Source organism: Planctomyces sp. SH-PL14 (assembly GCF_001610835.1).
In the GTDB taxonomy this organism is placed as follows: Bacteria; Planctomycetota; Planctomycetia; order Planctomycetales; family Planctomycetaceae; genus Planctomyces_A.
Genome location: NZ_CP011270.1, coordinates 8,299,814 through 8,316,904, shown reverse-complemented (window position 1 = coordinate 8,316,904; position 17,091 = coordinate 8,299,814). Strand labels below are relative to the sequence as shown.

Genomic DNA, 17,091 nt, shown 5'->3' with positions numbered 1-17,091 from the left:
TCAGTTACTCGCAACCGCAATCACGCCGGGCATTCCGGCACAACATACGGATGACGATACTTCCGCGTCAGCAGCTCATTCGCCGCGGCATTGTCCTTGAACGTCTCCGTCTTCGGATCCATCTCGATCCACGGACCAAGCGTCAGCACCGCCTGCGAAACGTCGACGTTGTTCGCCTCCAGATGCTTGACCATCCGGTCGTAGGAATCCGCCCACTGCGGATTCGCTTCCGTCCCGACGGCCGCTTCCGTGGCGGTCTTCTTTTGACCCAGCAGGTGCGAAATCGCCCCGGTGTGGCACAGGGCGCTCGACAGGTGACCTTCCAGAATGTCGGCGTTGAGATCCTTATGGTTCCGTGACCGGACCCCGGCGATGAAGTTGGCGTAGTGATCGCCGCCTCCCTTCCAGGCCTTGATCTCCTTGCCGTCCTTATCGTACGCCGTGACGTTCGTGTAGGACGGGCAGACGATATACCCGTTCTCGCACTGCACGATCACGCCCACGCCCGAACCGCGATACGAGTCCATTCCGTCCTTGTAGGACATCTTGGACTTCGGCAGGCCGCGGGTTTCGAAGATCAGCGGTGCCTTCGCGTAGTCGTGGATCACGACCTGCGTGTTCGGCGTGTTGCCGGCGTCGTCGTAGCCGAGCCGACCGCCGATGCTCCGGATCCGCGGCGAGAGCTCGTTCTCACCCAGGAACCAGCGGGCGATATCCATCTGATGGATCCCCTGGTTCCCCATGTCGCCGTTGCCGGTGTTGAAGTCCCAGTGCCAGTCGTAGTGCAACTTGGGGCGATAGAGGTCGACCATCGCCGCCGGGCCGCACCACAGGTCGTAGTTGACCGATTCCGGAATCTTGAGCGGCTTGTCGAGCTTGCCGATCGACGGCCGCGGCTTGTAGCAGGTGCCGATGGCGTAAAGGATCTTGCCGAGCTGTCCGCTCTGGACGAACTGGACCGCCTCCTTGAGGCTCGGGCTGGAGCGGGACTGAGTGCCGCACTGACAGATCTTGTTCAGCTTGCGAGCCCAGCCGGCGGCCTGGCGCCCTTCCCAGACGTTGTGGCTGACCGGCTTCTCGACGTAGACGTCCTTGCCGGCCTGCATCGACCAGATCGAGACGAGGGAGTGCCAGTGGTTCGGGGTCGCGGTCGAGATGCAGTCGAGCGACTTGTCTTCGAGAGCTTTGCGGAAGTCGGTGACGACGTTCGGGCGCTTGCCGGTCTTCTTTTCGATCGTATCGGCGGCGCCGTTGGCCCGACCTTCGTCTGTGTCGCAGACGTAGGTGATTTCCGTGTCGGAGCGGCTGGTGTAGCCGTTGAGGTGATCGCCGCCGCGTCCCCCGGCTCCCACGAGGCCGACGGAGATTTTTTCGTTGGGGCTGGAACTCTGCTTTTCTTCCTGGGCAAAGACGTATTCGGTCTTTCCGCCCGTGGTGATGGCCAGGGAGCCCAGCAGGCTTCCCTGGAGGAAATGACGACGTGACACGGACATCGGACTCTCCCGTGATCGATGCAACGAAAGTGGGGCACCGCCCGGGAGGCGATGCGCAGGTCAGTTTTGATTCGAGGCAGAATACCGCGATTGGGGGGGGCTGTCACGGAACGCAGGGCGAGCGCCCCCCCCCGTCGCTGCCCTGACCGGGTCCAGGGGCACCCTGGTGGGGAGTGCAGAGGGGCCTGTGTTGTTTTCTTGGCCCTTTGCCCGCCGGAGGCCTGGCCGTCGAGAGATGTCTGAAGGAGCGAGTATCCAAACGCGGACAACGTGCCGTATGCCCCTTCACCACCCCGCGGGGATTGCAAAGCAATCGGTGTGGGTGGAGGGAGTCCTCATAGCCGGTACCACAAAGGGGACGTCCGTTGTGTCCAGCGGTTCCTCACGGAAGTGCCTCCGGCGGCAAGGGGGTGAGACCCCCTTGACCCCAGCGGCCGTCGCACCTTGGGTTTGAGCGAGCGGAGTCCGTCCGGCAAGGACGCCGTTTGTTCGGCGCAAAACAAAACCGCACCGAGGTACTCCCCGGTGCGGTTTGACATTGGACGGATCGAACCGATCAGGCGGCGGCAACACCAGCAGCCGCCGGCTGGATCAGCAGGTCGCGATGGCCGTTGAACCGCTGAGCGCTCAGGCGATCGAGCCCTTCAGTCAGCATCGGCATCGCCACGCAAAGAGCCTTGCGGATCTTCTTGGTCTGCAGCGAAGTCTCATTGGCCCCTTCGCCGGCCGTCTCAAGCGTCGTCGGTTCACGACGAACAGCCAGCCACGGGAGGTCGAACTGGTCGGCCAACCGCTGAACGAAGTTGTGCGGGCTGACCCTCTCCGCCCCGGCAACATGGTGCAGGCCGGCCAGTCCTTCAGCAAAAGCCCGGTCGACGATGTCGGCCAGGTCGGTCGCCAGGATCGGCGTCGAGTGGCGGAACGAGTCCTGGTCGATCGTCCGACGGAGCTCAATCGTCTGGAGCGTCTTCTCAAGCCAGCCGTTGGCGAGCGGCGACCAGCCGAAAGCATTGGTGCGGATCAGGAGGGCAGCCGGATTCGCTTCCGCGACACAGGCTTCCGTCTTGCGGATCGCCTCTGCGGCCGCAGAGGCCGACTCGCTCGTCGAGTCTTCGTCGTGGAAGATCCACGGACCGGTGAAGACGGCGTCCGAAGAGATCATGGCAAACGCGGCCTTGCCGGCCGCGGAGGCGCTCGCCCATTCCCGGGCGGCGGACGAGGACTTCTGGAGAGTCGAATCCGTCGCGGGGTCCCAGCTCGAACGGGACTCCGGGCCGCAGTAGATGACTTTCGCGGGACGGACTTGGGCGACGATGTCGGCGGCGGACGACGTGTTGGAGACCGTCCGGCACCCTTCGATGCGGATCGGGGCGCCACACGAGACGCCGACAACATCGTGCTGTTCCGCAAAGTGGGCGGCAAAGTTCGCCCCGACGACCGTTTCAATTCCGACGACGAGAATCGTATCCACGCTGAGCCTCCATGCTGTGCGTGACCAACCCGGCGCAAAAGACGCCGGGCCAACCATTGTCCTGCCGACGGAAGTCGAGCCCTTCGTCACGCAGGCCCGCCCGAATCCGGGGCGGTGCCGGTTTATACGATCGAAGTCGAAAGCGGGCCAAGATCAATCCGCAGAAACTGCCGGTCGACAACCGCCGTGGCGGACTGGGCTGGACAGGCCGATTCGGTCAGGAATTCCGCCGGGCGATCGCCGCAGAGAGGGGCCGCAGGACCTGCACCGTGACGTACTCGTGGATCAGCCGCTCGCACTCGGCCCGAAGCTCGTGGAGCGTATCGACGAAGGAAGCGTCGTGAGCAAGGCTGCCGTACTGCCGCATCGTGAAGTAAACGGTGATCGGTTCATCGCCGTACTGGTTGCGGCGGACCTGATAGGCGTTCGTCCGGGTCTCGATGAGCAGGCGGCACTGCCGGCGGCAGCTCGGTTCGAGAGCGACGGTGATCGACGGCTCGTAGTTCAGGGGGCGGCTGCCGGGGATCGTGAGGAGTCCTTCGCAGGCCGAACCGGGGCTGAGCGCCTCGGCGACGATCTCGTCGTGGTTCCCCTTGAAGTGAAAGTCGAAGCCGAAGAGGAAGTCGAGCGCCTCGCAGTCCAGCGGGCTGACGGAGAGCATGTAGGGAGCGAGTTCGAGAGCCAGTGCGTGCTGGGTGACGGCGTCTTCGAGCGACGACGGGTTGACGCTGCCGCTGCAGATGCGGCGGGTTTCGAGGGACATCCAGCGGTAGTGGGGCTCGTCCTTGTCCTCTTCGAGCGCGTAGTCGCCGCCATCGCGCATGTGGAAGTTGCGCATAGTCGGATACGACTTCTGGACGCGGCCGAAGAACTCCAGGACGGTCTCGCGGGCGGTGGGGAGGGGCATCTCCGTGTTGAGGTTCATGTTGACGAAGTAATCGTCCGCGAGAGAGGCGTACATTCCCTTGAACTTTCTATGAAGGAGCCCGCAACGAGCCGCCGCTTCGACGTTACCGTCCGGTTCGTGCCTGTGCGAAAACCTCCAAGTTTAGTTCTGCACTCTCCCTCCTTCCACCCCTCGCACACGATGCCGGTGGCATTCGGTGCAGGGTTGCCGGCACTCCCTGACACGCGCATCTCCAGTCGCAACATGCTGATCCGGTGACCAAGGCAGCCTCGACGGGCATCGGATTCCGTTGCCGACGACGCCCGCCGAACCGTCCGCACCTGCTACCCTTCACCGGTCTCGGATCGGGAATCCTGCCAGCTCCGGGCTATCGAGCGAGAGGTGATGCGGATGGCACCGTGGACGGAACACCGCCGCGTGCAGCAGATCGCCCGCGACGTCCTCGTGGCGATCGCCGCGTCCATCTGTCCTGACGACACGGAACGCTCCATCGCGGACCGGGCCGTGGCGGAGCTCGCCCGCCGCGGAATCGACGAGACCTGGTATCACCAGTGTCCCGCGCTCGTCCTGCTGGGGACGCGGTCCTGTCTCTCCCTCTCCGGCCGCGACTACACGCCGGCGGACGAGCCAGTCGGAGACTTCAATCTCGTGACGGTCGATCTCAGTCCCAGCGACCGCGGAGTCTGGGGAGACCTGGCGAGAAGCTTCTACATCGAAGATGGAAAAGCCACCGCGGCGCCCGCCTCCGCAGAGTTTCGGGAAGGGGCGGATGTCCTCGCAGCGCTGCATCGCGCGGTCGTGGAGTTCGCGACGCCCGACCGAACGCTTCACGAGCTGTTCGAGTTCGGCAACGGGGAGATCGCCCGTCACGGCTTCCGCAATCTCGACTTCCTGGGAAACCTCGGCCACTCAATCACGTCACGTCCCGAAGACCGGGTGTATCTCGAGCGAGGCAATCGTCGACGGTTGGGGGATCTGCCGCTGTTCACTTTCGAGCCGCACATCCGCAAAGGTCCGCCGACCCCACTCGCAGGAGGGGCGTGGGGCTTTAAGCACGAGGAGATCTATCGCTTCAACGACTCCGGGCGACTCGAGCCACTGTAAGCGAGGCGATTCTCTCGCGATCCGCACCGACCACTTCCCGACGCTGCAAAAACCGTCCCACGGGAAGTACAACAAATCCTCTCTGTTGCTCCGCGTCCCGGAAGGACCACCATGCCCGATACCCTTTACGCCGTTTCTTTCTTCGAGACCGACCTGGGCTGGATCGCGATGGGGGGCCAGAAGAAGCAGGTGACCCACCTGACATTCGGGCATTCCACGGAGGAAATGGCACGGAAGGACTTTCTGCGCCGTTCGCCGGAGATCGCGTGGACCGAAACGGACTGGAACCCGAAGGCCCGCAAGATCCTTATCGAGTATGCGGCGGGACGATCGCGCGATCTGGCGAAGATCGATGTCGCGTTCCACGCGAGCACCGAATTCCAGCGGAAGGTCCTGATGATCGTTCGCGGACTCGATTACGGAGAGACCGCCAGCTACGGAGAGATCGCCGAGCGGGCCGGCGCGCCGGGGGCGGCCCGCGCAGTCGGAACGGTCATGTCGACGAACAGGATCCCGCTCCTCATTCCCTGCCACCGTGTGACCGCGGCGGGAGGAAAGCTCGGCGGCTACACGGCACGCGACGGCGTCAACATGAAAGAACGACTGCTGAAGATGGAGCGGTCCCGCGGAGGGGCATGACCGCCGGACGGACCGGCCGCCGCGGCTCCCTATGACGACCGCAGGCGACTGCTATTCTTCGCCCCCAATCGAATTTGCTCCTGAGACCGAAAGCCAGATTCCCTCATGTCCTTCGAACGACCCGGCGGCCGAAAGCCCGATGAACTCCGTCCCATCACGGTCGAGCGGCCGTATCTCGGCGCCGCGCCGGGGCGGGTCCTGATCCGGGCGGGCCGGACCGCGGTCCTCTGCACCGCCAGCGTCGACGAGTCGGTCCCCCCCTGGAAGAAGGGGGAGATTCCGCCGACCGGTTGGGTAACGGCTGAATACAGCATGCTCCCCGGCAGCACCGCCCCGCGGAAGCAGCGGGAGCGTGGCGGCAAGGTCGACGGACGGTCGACCGAGATCCAGCGGCTCATCGGCCGCAGCCTGCGTTCCGTGATCGACACTGTGGCCCTGGGGGCCCGGACGATCAGCATCGACTGCGACGTCCTCGAAGCGGACGGCGGAACCCGGACGCTGAGCATCACCGGAGGCTTCATCGCCCTCGTCGACGCAGTGTCGAGTATCCAGGCCGAAGGCTTCGACTGGCGGAAGGTGTTCACCGGCAGCATCGCGGCAGTCAGCGTCGGGATCCTCGGTGGGAATCCGATCCTCGACCTGGAGTACGTCGAGGACAGCCGGGCCGAGGTCGACATGAACGTCGTCATGACCGGGGCGGGGCACTTCGTCGAGGTCCAGGGGACCGCGGAGAAGGGGACCTTCTCGTACGACGAGCTTCAGCAGCAGCTCGCGATCGCCAACAAGGGGATCCGCGAACTGACCGCGATCCAGAAGCAGATTCTCGGCGACCTGTGGCCCGCGTAATCGCGGCTTGAGATCGAGGGCGGGCCATGCGGATCGTGGTGCTCGGCAACGAGGGGAGCTGGTACGTCGCGGACCTGCAGCGCGCCGCCCGCGAGCGCGGACACGTCTGCGAACGGATCGACTACGGCGCGCTCGTCGCGGAAGCGTCGACCGCTCGAAACACCGTCCTGAGCGGCGACGAGGATCTGGCGGCGTGGGACGCCGTCGTGATCCGGACGATGCCGCCGGGGTCGCTCGAGCAGGTCGTCTTCCGCATGGACGCGCTGCATCGACTCCACGAATCGGGCGTGCAGGTCCTGAACTCCCCGCGGGCGATCGAGTGCGCCGTCGACAAGTACCTGACGACGGCGCGGCTGGCCCGCGACGGCCTTCCCGTCCCCGCGACCATCGCCTGTGAAGGGTTCGATCAGGCGATGGCCGCCTTTGAGCGGCTCGGCGGAGACGTCGTCGTCAAGCCGCTGTTCGGGGCGGAAGGGCGGGGGATCGTGCGGGTCTCCGATCCCGATATCGCCCATCGCGTCTTCCGGACCCTGGAGCGGATCGGCGCGGTCCTCTATCTCCAGCAGTTCATCCGGCATCCCGGCTGGGACCTGCGGCTCCTCCTCCTCGACGGCCGCCCGCTCGGCGCCATCAGACGTTCGAACCCCACGGACTTCCGAACGAACATCTCCCGCGAAGGGCACGCCGAAGTCCACACGCCCGACGATCGGGAAGTCGAGTACGCGATCCGCGCCGCGGAGAGCACCCAGACCCGGTTCGCCGGTGTCGATCTTCTCTACGGCCCGGACGGCACGCTCTACGTGATCGAAGTCAACGCCGTCCCCGGCTGGCGCGGGTTTCAGAAGGCGACGGGCCTCGATGTCGCGGAGCGAGTCGTGAGCTCGATCGAGAGTTCGTCGTGACTTGTCGCAATCTGTCTCCTCATTCGATTCATCGGGGCACCCCCAGCGCGGAGACCTCGTCCTTCCTCATCTGTGTTTATCTGTGTTCATCTGTGGCTAAAAATGATGGGGCCACAGATGAACACAGATAGACACGGATCAGAGGGGGACTGATCTGGCGTCCTCAGCCGGTCACTTGCCGGGCTTTAGTAGCTCGCTCAAGATGCGTTTCCCGATCTCCCGCTCCGCGCTCAACGAGGTTTGCCGTGACTCTTCGCGTTCCCCGTCGTCAGTGGTTGCAGGCCGCCGGACTCCTCGGCGCCGGGATGATCTCGTCACAGGTTCAGGCCGACGACGAAAAGCCGGTCGCCACCAAGGGGCGGATTCAGCAGTCGCTCGTCCACTGGTGCTACGCCCCGCACTGGAAGTCGTTCGACGAACTCTGCCAGGCCGCTGTCCGCCTCGGCTGCAAGAGCATCGAGCTGTGCGATCCGGAGCACTGGCCCACGCTCAAGAAGCACGGCCTGACCTGCGCCATCGCCGGCAGCCACGGGTTCCCCAAAGGGTTCAACAATCCCGGCGAGTGGGAGGAGTGCACCCGCGTCCTCAAGCAGCGGATCGACCAGTGCGTCGACTTCGGCGTGAAGCGGGTTATCACCTTCACCGGCATGTCCCATGGCCTGTCGAAGGAGGAAGGGGCGGAGAACTTTGTGAAGGGGATCAAGGAGGCGGTCGGACATGCAGAGAAGCAGAAGGTCGACCTCTGTCTGGAGATGCTCAACACCCGCGATGACAGCCATCCGATGAAAGGGCACCCTGGGTATCAGGGGGATGACATGGAGTACTGCATTGGCCTGATCGACAAGGTGGGCTCGCCGCGGCTCAAAGTTCTGTTCGACATTTACCATGTCCAGATCATGCACGGCGATGTCATCCGCCGGATCCGTCAGCACAAGGAGCACATCGGCCACATCCACACGGCGGGGAACCCCGGGCGGGGCGAGCTCGATCCGATGCAGGAGATCAATTACCCGGCGTGCATGCATGCTCTGCTGGACGTCGGCTATGACGGGTATGTGGGGCAGGAGTTCATTCCGACCCGCGATGCGTGGACCGGGCTGAAGGAAGCCGTTTCCCAGTGCGACGTCTGAGGACATCGTCCTCGCCGGCACAGCTCGATAGCTCAAACCCAACGTGCCACGGCCGCTGGGGTCAAGGGGGTCTCACCCCCTTGCCGCCGGAGGCACTTCCATGAGGAACCGTGGGACACAACGGGCATCCGTTTTGTGGAACCGGCGTTGAGGACTTATCGCTCGCGTCGCCATCCCCGCGGGTTCGTGAGGGGGCATACGACACGCTGTCCGCGCTTGGACACGTGCTCCTTCAGACGGTCTCCGGCGAGACGGCCTCCGGCGGGCAAAGGGGCGTTGCCCCCTTGCATCCCCCACCAGGGTGCCCCTGGACCCGGTTCTTTGGGGCAGCTTGCTCGGTGGATCAAGGAGGCTTGATGGATGCTTGAATCCATCCGGCTGCGGACGTAACGTCGACAGAACACGGAGATCAACATCTCCACCCCCAACCGGGATCTCGGCCTATGGACTTCGCCAACCTCCAACACCAGACACGACGTCACTTCCTCAAGACGTCCCAGTCCGCCCTCGGAGCCCTCTCGCTCGCCGCCCTCATGGGGCAGGACACCCGCGCCGCCAGCCAGGTCGTCAACCCCCTCGCTCCCCGACGTGCCCCCCTCCCCGCCAAAGCCAAACAGGTCATCTACGTCCACCTGACCGGCTCCCCCCCACACCTCGACCTCTACGACTACAAACCCGAGCTCGTCAAACTCAGCGGCCAGGACGCGCCGGAATCGTTCATCAAGGGCAAACGCTTCGCCTTCACCTCCGGCACTCCCAAACTCCTCGGCACGCCCCGTACCTTCCAGCAATACGGCGAAGGGGGCGTCTGGCTCTCCGACGCCGTCCCGAACTTTCACGGCGTGGCGGACGAGCTGTGCGTCGTGAAGTCGATGTACACCGACCAGTTCAACCACGCCCCGGCCGAGCTCCTTATCTACACCGGCTCCCCCCGGTCCGGTCGCCCCTCCCTCGGCTCCTGGGTCACCTACGGCCTCGGCACCGAGAACGAAAACCTCCCCGGCTTCGTCGTCCTCATCTCCAGCGGCGTCCAGCCCAACGGCGGCAAGAACTCCTTCGGCAGCGGCTTCCTCCCCTCCGTCTACCAGGGTGTGCAGTGCCGCTCCCAGGGCGACCCGGTCCTCTACGCCTCGGACCCGGAAGGGATGTCCCGCGAGATGCGGCGGCAGAGCCTCGACGCTCTCCGCGACCTCAACGAAATGCAGCTCCAGGAGTTCGGCCACCCCGAAACCCTGACGCGGATCGCCCAGTACGAGCTCGCCTACCGCATGCAGATGTCCGTCCCCGAGGCGATGGACATCACCAAAGAGCCGAAGCACATCCTCGACATGTACGGCGCCGTCCCCGGCGCGGCGAGCCTCGCCAACAACTGCCTCCTGGCCCGGCGGCTGGTGGAGCAGGGGGTCCGCTACGTTCAGCTCTTCGACTGGGGCTGGGATTTTCACGGAACGGGGCCGGGCGAAGACATCCGCGACGGCCTCACCAAGAAGTGCGCGACGATGGACAAGCCGGTCGCCGCTCTCATCCGCGACCTGCGGCAGCGGGGAATGCTCGACGAGACCCTCATCGTCATCGGCGGCGAGTTCGGCCGCACTCCCTTCCGTGAGGGACGGACCGCCGGCGGCAACATCCTGGGACGCGACCACTTTCCGGACTGCTACTCGATGGTCCTGGCAGGCGGCGGCGTCAAACGAGGATTCTCGTATGGCGAGTCCGATGAGCTCGGCTTCTCGGTCGCCACCGACAAGGTCCACGTCCACGACCTCCAGGCGACGCTCCTGCACCTGCTCGGCTTCGACCATGAGCGGCTGACGTACCGTTTCCAGGGGCGTGACTACCGCCTGACGGACGTCCACGGCCACGTCGTCAAGGGAATCCTGGCGTGACGTAAGTCGCCCGATTCTTCAAACACAGGGCCGTCGCGTCCGCCTCTCGCCTCGCTGCGATTCCGCATCCTGTCTTCCTGCATCTCGACCAAGCATCCCGACGGAAACCGATCTATGCCCCTTCGCCGACTTGCCGGACTCCTCACGATCGCCGGCCTGCTGACCGGCACCGTCTCGGCCGCGGACGACGCTCCGCCGATCTCCCGGCAGGCGCCGGAGATCCTGACGATCGTCACTCCGGACAACCCGAATCCGAAGACCAAGGGGGACGAGTCGCGCGAGATCTTCCTCAAGGGGGCCGTCCCGCAGTGGATCTGGGGACCGGATGCGAACACGGTCTACCAGCTTCGGAAGACCTTCACCGCCGACACCAAGGCCGCGTCGCTCTTCGTCTCCTGCGATAACTCCGGCACCGTCACGCTGAACGGCAAGAAGATCGCGTCCGACGTGCCCTGGGACAGCCCTGCGATCCTCGACATCCAGAAGGACCTGAAAGCCGGTGAGAACGAGCTGATCGTCCTCGTGAAGAACGAAGGGGGAGCCTCCGGTTTCCTCTGCTCCCTCGCCCTGACGAAACAGGACGGCTCGGTCGAGTGCATCGTCTCCGATAACTCATGGACGGTCGCCAAAGCGGACGGCGAGAAGCTGGAGGGGGTCGCTCCCCGCCTCATCGGAAAGCTGGGGGACGGTCCCTGGAAGGACGTCATCCGCGGCCGCGACAACGACGGCGATCCGACGCGGGGCCTGTTCCGCGGCCTCAACGGCTTCCAGGTCGAAAAGCTCTACACCGTTCCCAAGGAAGAGCAGGGGTCGTGGGTCTCCATGACCTTCGACGACAAGGGGCGGATCATCGCCAGCGACCAGGGCGACAAGGGACTGTTCCGCATCACCCCCTCGCCGATCGGCAGCGACCAGCCGACGCTGATCGAAAAGATCCCGGCGAAGATCACTTCGGCCCAGGGGCTCCTGTGTGCCTTCGGCAGCCTCTACGTCTCGGTCAACGGCGGACCGGGGAGCGGCCTGTACCGCGTCCGGGATACGGACTCGGACGACCAGTACGACGAGGTGACGAAGCTCGCCACGTTCCTCGGCGGCGGCGAGCACGGCCCGCACGCGCTGCGGCTCGCGCCGGACGGAGCGTCGATCTACGTCGTCTGCGGCAACCACACCCGGCCGCCGGAGAAGATCGACTCCAGCCGCATCCCGACGAACTGGCAGGAAGACCAGGCGATCCCCCGCATGTGGGACGCTAACGGCCACGCGGTCGGGATCATGGCTCCGGGCGGATGGGTCGCGAGGACCGATCCCGAAGGGAAGACCTGGGAGATCGTCTCCGTCGGCTACCGCAATCAGTACGACATGGACTTCAACGCCGACGGCGAACTGTTCGTCTACGACTCCGACATGGAGTGGGACTTCGGGATGCCGTGGTACCGCCCCACCCGCGTCAATCACGCGACGAGCGGGAGCGAGTTCGGCTGGCGGAGCGGGTCGGGGGTCTGGCCGAACTACTACGCGGATTCGCTTCCGCCGACGGTGGAGATCGGTCCGGGATCGCCGGTCGGCGTCTCCTTCGGCTACGGAGCGAAGTTCCCCGCGAAGTACCAGAAGGCCCTCTACCTGTGCGACTGGACCTTCGGAACGATGTACGCCGTCCATCTCGAACCGGACGGCGCCAGCTACAAGTCGAGCATTGAGGAATTCCTCTCCCGTACGCCCCTTCCGCTGACCGACTGCGACATCGGTCCGGACGGCGCGCTCTACTTCACGGTCGGCGGCCGGGGGACGCAGTCGGAGCTCTTCCGCGTGACCTACGTCGGCAAAGAATCGACCGTCGCCGTCGATGCCCATGACGAAGCGGGCCGCAAGGACCGCGAACTGCGTCATCACCTCGAGTCGTTCCATCGCCGGGCAGAAGATCCCGAGGCGGCGGTCAAGGCGGCCTGGACCTATCTCGCCCACCCGGACCGCTTCATCCGCTACGCGGCCCGGATCGCCGTCGAGAACCAGCCGGTCGAGGTCTGGCAGGCTTGGGCCCTCGCCGCTCCGGAGACCGAGATTGCGATCCAGGGGGCCGTCGCGCTCGCCCGCCAGGGAGGGAAGGACATCGCCCCCCGGATCCTCGAAAAGCTGAACGCCATCGACTTTGCAAAGCTCGACGAGCGGCAGCAGCTCGACCTGCTGCGGGCCTATGAACTCGTCCTGGCCCGGATGGGGGATCCCGATCCGGCGGCCGCACAGGCGACGCTCACTCATCTCGAACCACTGTTTCCGGCCAAGAGCGACTCTCTCAACCGCGAGCTCGGCAACCTGCTCGTGACGCTCAAGTCCCCCACGATCGTCGCCAAAACGATCCGCCTGATGGAGACCGAACCGCGACGGGAGCTCAAGCCGTGGCTCACGAACCTCGACCGAAACGCCGGTTACGGCGGCGCCGCGGCGGGGATGCTCAAGAGCCAGCCCGACCTGCAGAAGATCCACTACATCTTCGCTCTCAAGAATCTCAAAGAGGGCTGGACGATGGATCAGCGGAAAGGGTTCTTCAGCTTCATCGACAAGGCCCGCGGCTGGAGCGGCGGGTCGAGCTACCGGGGCTTCCTGCGGAACATCGACCGCGAAGCCTTTGAGCCGCTCTCCGAGAAGGACCGCCTCGCCATCGAGGCGGCCGGCGCCCGCAAGCCGGACCTTCCCCCCGAGCTCCCGAAGCCGGTCGGCCCCGGCCACGAGTGGACGTTCGACGAAGTGACCGCCCTGGCCGACAAGGTCGCGAGCGGCCGCGATTTCAAGAACGGCGAAAAGACCTTCGCCGCCGCGCGGTGCGTCCTGTGTCATCGCTTCGGCGGGGACGGCGGAGCGACCGGGCCGGACCTGACCCAGGCCGCGGGCCGGTTCAGCTACAAGGATCTGGCGGACGCCATGGTGCATCCGAGCAAGGTGATCAGCGATCAGTACAAGGCGTCGATCATCGAAACGAAGAGCGGCCAGGTTCACACCGGCCGCATCCTCTCGGAGACCGATCAGGCTGTAACGATTCTGCTGAATCCCGAGGATGCAACGAAGTTCGCGACCGTGCCGAGAAGTGAGATTGAATCGATTGAACCGTCGAAGGTATCGATTATGCCGGCGGGCCTGTTTAATTCTCTGAACGAAACGGAAGTTCTCGACCTTATGGCCTTCCTTCTTTCGCGCGGCAACCAAAATGACGGCATGTTCCGCAAATCCCGGAAATAGCTGTCGTGGCCGTCCGCCGTTTCGGTGACCTCCCTCCGGAGGGGACCGTGAAAGTGCACGCCGCGTTCTGACGGGTCCCTCCGTCAGGCCGCGCGTGCGTCACGGTGCAGAACGTCTACCGGCCACAGACGTTACCGCTCGAGAAGTCATGAAGGCCTTGAGACATCACCGCGCCGCGTGTTCGAAGCGGACGGCCCGTCAGCGCGATTGCGAGCAATCGACATCGCCACCGGAACCGGCCCCGCCGTCACAACCCGTCGAGCCTCCTCAGGCTCCGCCGCTTACTGAGCCTTCCGGTTCAGAATCTCCTGCCCGATCGTCGATCTCTAATTCTGTAGCTTCACGGACGCGAAGGGACCCCGGGTTCGCGGAAAGGCTCCGCTCTGGAACCCGCTCGATACGCCCCTCCAGCCGATCTTCCGGATCCATGACAACCAAAACCACGACGCGCCGCCCGTCGGCCACCGTGCAGAATCCTCTCGAGACGTACCTGCGAGAGATCAACGAAACGGCGCTACTGACCGCCGATGACGAAAAGGAACTCGCCTACCGGATTGCCGAAGGGGACATGTCGGCCCGCGACCGGATGGTCCGGGCCAACCTCCGCCTCGTCGTCAATATCGCCCGCGGGTATGGCAACAAGGGGCTCCCCCTGCAGGACCTCATCGAAGAGGGGAACCTGGGGCTGCTCCGCGCCGTCGAGGGGTTCGACCCCACGATGAACACGCGGTTCAGCACCTACGCCAGCTACTGGATCAAGCAGTCGATCAAGCGGGCGATCATCAACAGCGGCAAGACGATCCGCATCCCGGCCTACATGGTTGAGGTGCTGACCAAGTGGCGGCGGGCGACCGCCCGGCTGCAGGACCAGCTCGGCCGCACGCCGACGCTGGAAGAGGTCGCCAAGTTCATGGAGCTGCCGGCCCGCAAGCTGCGGATCGTCAAGAAGGCGATTCAGCTTTACAACTCGACTCCTCAGCAGGAGCAGGCGGACGACAACTGGTCGATGGGCGAAGTCGTTCCCGACGAGCGGTCCAAGGGCCCCGAGGACGAGCTGGTTGATGGCGACAGCCTCAAGCATGTCCGGGTAATGCTGGCCGGGATGGAAGACCGGGAAGCGACGATCCTGCGGATGCGGTTCGGTCTCGACGATGGCGAGCCCCGCACGCTGAAGGAGATCGGCGAGTCCCTCGGTTTGACCCGGGAGCGGGTCCGCCAGATCGAGTGCGAGGCGCTGGCCCGCCTCAACAAGGGTCTGACGGGCGACCGCTGAGCGAGACGTCCCTGGCCCACCGGGACCAGGGCGGGGACCCTGATGAAGGTGCAGGGGGCCTGTGCTGTTTGGCCCCCTGCCTGCCGGTCGAGAACCGTGATCCAATCGCCGATGCCCAATCGGATACGGCGAACAGCCATCTCCATCGCATGACCATCGCCTACGCCATCGAGACGGACCTCCGCGCGGACGAGTTCATTGATGTGCTGGTTCGCTCGACGCTCGCGGAACGTCGCCCGGTCGGCGACGTTCCGCGGATGGAAGCGATGCTCCGGAACGCTCAGGTCGTCGTCACGGCCCGGTCGGAGGGGCGTCTCGTCGGGATCTCCCGGGCGATCACGGACTACGTCTACTGCACCTATCTGTCGGACCTGGCGGTCGATCGGGACTTCCAGGGGCGGGGGATCGGGCGAGAGCTGATTCAGAGGACTCACGAAGCGACGGGCCCCCAGACGCTTCTGATTCTGCTCGCCGCCCCCGCCGCAGAGACGTATTACCCGCACATCGGAATGGAGCCGCATCGCTCGTGCTGGATGCGGCCCCGGCCGGCCGGCTGAGGGCTGATTCCGCGGTGTGGAAACACGTCCTTGCCGGCACAGCTCGATAGCTCAAACCCAACGTGCCACGGCCGCTGGGGTCAAGGGGGCAACCCCTTGCCGCCGGAGGCATTTCCATGAGGAACCGTGGTAAACAACGGATGTCCCCTTTGTGGTACCGGCTATGAGGACTCTCTCACTTCACACCGCTGGCTTTGCAGTCCCCGCGGGTTGATGAGGTGGCATCCGGAACCCTGTCCGCGTTTGGACACGATCTCCTTCAGACATCTCTCGAAGGCCAGGCCTCCGGCGGGCAAGGGGGGCGTTGCCCCCCTTGCATCCCCCCACCAGGGTGCCCCTGGACCCGGTTTCAAACGTGCCGGCCCGGTCCCCGCTTGCTCCTCTCCTTTGTGCTCCTCACCCCTCCACAGGTATCGTCCAAACCTCGTCCACACGCCGCCCCCCTCACGCTCTCCCCAACATGCCCAATCCCTGGACCGGCCAAGGCAATCCCTACACCCGCCAGGAAGTCCGCGACCGCCTGCAAGCGGCGCTCGACCGCGGCGAGCCGATCATCGCCGCAGGAGCTGGGACCGGCATCTCCGCCAAGTTTATCGAGAAGGGGGGCGCGGATCTCATCATCGTCTACAACTCCGGCCGCTACCGGATGGCCGGACACGGCTCAACAGCGGGGCTGATGTCCTACGGCGACGCCAACGCGATCGCGATGGAGATCGGCGAGCACGAAGTCCTACCGGTCGTCGACGAGATCCCGGTGATCTGCGGCGTGCACGCCACCGACCCGCGACGGCGGATGTGGCACTGGCTGCTGCAGGTGAAGGACATGGGCTTCTCCGGCGTCAACAACTTTCCGACGCACTGCATCGTCGACGGCCAGTTCCGGCAGATCCTGGAGGAGACCGGGATGAGTGTGCGGAAGGAGTTCGAAATGGTGGCGCTGGCCCGCAAGATGGACCTGTTCTCGATCGTCTACGTCTCCTCGCCGGAGGAGTCGCGAGCGATGGCGGAGGCGGGGGCCGATGCGATCATCTCGCACGTGGGGACGACGATCGGCGGGTCGATCGGGGTGGTGCAGGCGAGCGTCAGCATGGACGAGGCGGTGGCGCGGACGCAGGCGATCATCGACGCGGCCCGGGCGGTGCGGGACGACATTTTCTATCTCTGTCACGGCGGCCCGATCTCCCGCCCGGAGGACGCGGCGATTGTCCTGGAGCGGACGGACGCAGTCGGCTTCGTGGGAGCGTCGAGCCTGGAGCGGATGGCGGTCGAGCAGCCGCTCCAGGAGATTACGCGGCGGTTCAAGGAGCTGCGGCCGTGAGACGTTCGGGCGCATTCGCCGATTAGTGGTCGCCCACGACTGCCCGAACCGGGTCCAGGGGCACCCTGGTGGGGGATGCAAGGGGGCAACGCCCCCTTGTCCGCCGGAGGCCTGGCCGTCGAGAGATATCTGAAGGAGCACGTGTCCAAACGCGGAAAGCGTACCGCATGCCCCCTCACCAACCCGCGGGCATTGCAAACCCAGCGGCATCGTGTGAGGGAGTCCTCAACGCGGGTCCCACAAAGGGGACATCCGCTGCTTACCAAGGTTCCTCACTGGAGTGCTTGTCCCAGCGGAATCGAACGGCAGCCGTCGCTAGACTACGGGGCTGACG

13 protein-coding genes are annotated in these 17,091 nt (G+C 65.0%); 10 read left to right on the top strand and 3 right to left on the bottom strand.

Translation table 11 applies throughout. The features are described from left to right. Positions 1-20: 20 nt before the first annotated feature. The 3 genes from VT03_RS32115 to VT03_RS32105 form a co-directional block, all read right to left on the bottom strand. Positions 21-1,493 carry a Gfo/Idh/MocA family protein gene (locus VT03_RS32115; RefSeq protein ID WP_075096785.1) on the bottom strand — a complete coding sequence of 491 codons (1,473 nt, stop codon included), beginning with the start codon at positions 1,491-1,493 and terminating at the stop codon, positions 21-23. Positions 1,494-2,049: 556 nt separating this feature from the next. Beyond that, positions 2,050-2,964 (bottom strand): sugar nucleotide-binding protein, encoded by a 915-nt coding sequence (locus VT03_RS32110; RefSeq protein WP_075096784.1) that lies wholly within the window; start codon positions 2,962-2,964, stop codon positions 2,050-2,052. A 217-nt stretch (positions 2,965-3,181) separates the two neighbouring features. Further along, positions 3,182-3,925, bottom strand: a complete 744-nt coding sequence (locus VT03_RS32105) for a hypothetical protein (RefSeq protein WP_075096783.1) — start codon at positions 3,923-3,925, stop codon at positions 3,182-3,184. Between the two features lie 336 nt (positions 3,926-4,261). Here VT03_RS32105 and VT03_RS32100 point away from each other — a divergent pair, with 336 nt between their 5' ends. The 10 genes from VT03_RS32100 to VT03_RS32055 all read left to right on the top strand — a co-directional run bounded on the left by VT03_RS32100 (position 4,262) and on the right by VT03_RS32055 (position 16,757). Beyond that, on the top strand, positions 4,262-4,975 hold the full coding sequence (locus VT03_RS32100; protein ID WP_075097403.1) for a M24 family metallopeptidase: 714 nt from the start codon (positions 4,262-4,264) through the stop codon (positions 4,973-4,975). Between the two features lie 111 nt (positions 4,976-5,086). After that, the gene (locus VT03_RS32095; RefSeq protein ID WP_075096782.1) at positions 5,087-5,614 is read left to right on the top strand and encodes a methylated-DNA--[protein]-cysteine S-methyltransferase; all 528 of its coding nucleotides are present in this window, start codon (positions 5,087-5,089) and stop codon (positions 5,612-5,614) included. A gap of 105 nt (positions 5,615-5,719) precedes the next feature. Beyond that, positions 5,720-6,460: a ribonuclease PH gene (gene rph / locus VT03_RS32090; RefSeq protein ID WP_075096781.1), complete on the top strand. Its 741-nt coding sequence runs from the start codon at positions 5,720-5,722 to the stop codon at positions 6,458-6,460. A gap of 26 nt (positions 6,461-6,486) precedes the next feature. Continuing rightward, positions 6,487-7,362, top strand: a complete 876-nt coding sequence (locus VT03_RS32085; RefSeq protein WP_075096780.1) for a RimK family alpha-L-glutamate ligase — start codon at positions 6,487-6,489, stop codon at positions 7,360-7,362. A 245-nt stretch (positions 7,363-7,607) separates the two neighbouring features. After that, positions 7,608-8,492, top strand: coding sequence for a hydroxypyruvate isomerase family protein (locus VT03_RS32080; protein ID WP_075096779.1), 885 nt, complete (start codon positions 7,608-7,610; stop codon positions 8,490-8,492). 443 nt (positions 8,493-8,935) lie between these two features. Beyond that, positions 8,936-10,378 (top strand): DUF1501 domain-containing protein, encoded by a 1,443-nt coding sequence (locus VT03_RS32075; RefSeq protein ID WP_075096778.1) that lies wholly within the window; start codon positions 8,936-8,938, stop codon positions 10,376-10,378. Between the two features lie 114 nt (positions 10,379-10,492). Then, the gene (locus tag VT03_RS32070) at positions 10,493-13,609 is read left to right on the top strand and encodes a c-type cytochrome (RefSeq protein ID WP_075096777.1); all 3,117 of its coding nucleotides are present in this window, start codon (positions 10,493-10,495) and stop codon (positions 13,607-13,609) included. A 427-nt stretch (positions 13,610-14,036) separates the two neighbouring features. After that, positions 14,037-14,882 (top strand): RNA polymerase sigma factor RpoD/SigA, encoded by an 846-nt coding sequence (locus VT03_RS32065; protein ID WP_075096776.1) that lies wholly within the window; start codon positions 14,037-14,039, stop codon positions 14,880-14,882. Between the two features lie 149 nt (positions 14,883-15,031). Then, on the top strand, positions 15,032-15,439 hold the full coding sequence (locus VT03_RS32060; protein ID WP_075097402.1) for a GNAT family N-acetyltransferase: 408 nt from the start codon (positions 15,032-15,034) through the stop codon (positions 15,437-15,439). 460 nt (positions 15,440-15,899) lie between these two features. Further along, positions 15,900-16,757 (top strand): phosphoenolpyruvate hydrolase family protein, encoded by an 858-nt coding sequence (locus tag VT03_RS32055; protein WP_075096775.1) that lies wholly within the window; start codon positions 15,900-15,902, stop codon positions 16,755-16,757. Positions 16,758-17,091: the final 334 nt, after the last annotated feature.

Bases quoted from the DNA above. Each gene is read 5' to 3' on its own strand.
- VT03_RS32115 (WP_075096785.1), bottom strand. From the start codon at position 1,493: ATGTCCGTGTCACGTCGTCATTTCCTCCAGGGAAGCCTGCTGGGCTCC.
- VT03_RS32105 (WP_075096783.1), bottom strand. From the start codon at position 3,925: ATGTACGCCTCTCTCGCGGACGATTACTTCGTCAACATGAACCTCAAC.
- VT03_RS32100 (WP_075097403.1), top strand. From the start codon at position 4,262: ATGGCACCGTGGACGGAACACCGCCGCGTGCAGCAGATCGCCCGCGAC.
- VT03_RS32095 (WP_075096782.1), top strand. From the start codon at position 5,087: ATGCCCGATACCCTTTACGCCGTTTCTTTCTTCGAGACCGACCTGGGC.
- rph (WP_075096781.1), top strand. From the start codon at position 5,720: ATGTCCTTCGAACGACCCGGCGGCCGAAAGCCCGATGAACTCCGTCCC.
- VT03_RS32085 (WP_075096780.1), top strand. From the start codon at position 6,487: ATGCGGATCGTGGTGCTCGGCAACGAGGGGAGCTGGTACGTCGCGGAC.
- VT03_RS32075 (WP_075096778.1), top strand. From the start codon at position 8,936: ATGGACTTCGCCAACCTCCAACACCAGACACGACGTCACTTCCTCAAG.
- VT03_RS32070 (WP_075096777.1), top strand. From the start codon at position 10,493: ATGCCCCTTCGCCGACTTGCCGGACTCCTCACGATCGCCGGCCTGCTG.
- VT03_RS32065 (WP_075096776.1), top strand. From the start codon at position 14,037: ATGACAACCAAAACCACGACGCGCCGCCCGTCGGCCACCGTGCAGAAT.
- VT03_RS32060 (WP_075097402.1), top strand. From the start codon at position 15,032: ATGACCATCGCCTACGCCATCGAGACGGACCTCCGCGCGGACGAGTTC.
- VT03_RS32055 (WP_075096775.1), top strand. From the start codon at position 15,900: ATGCCCAATCCCTGGACCGGCCAAGGCAATCCCTACACCCGCCAGGAA.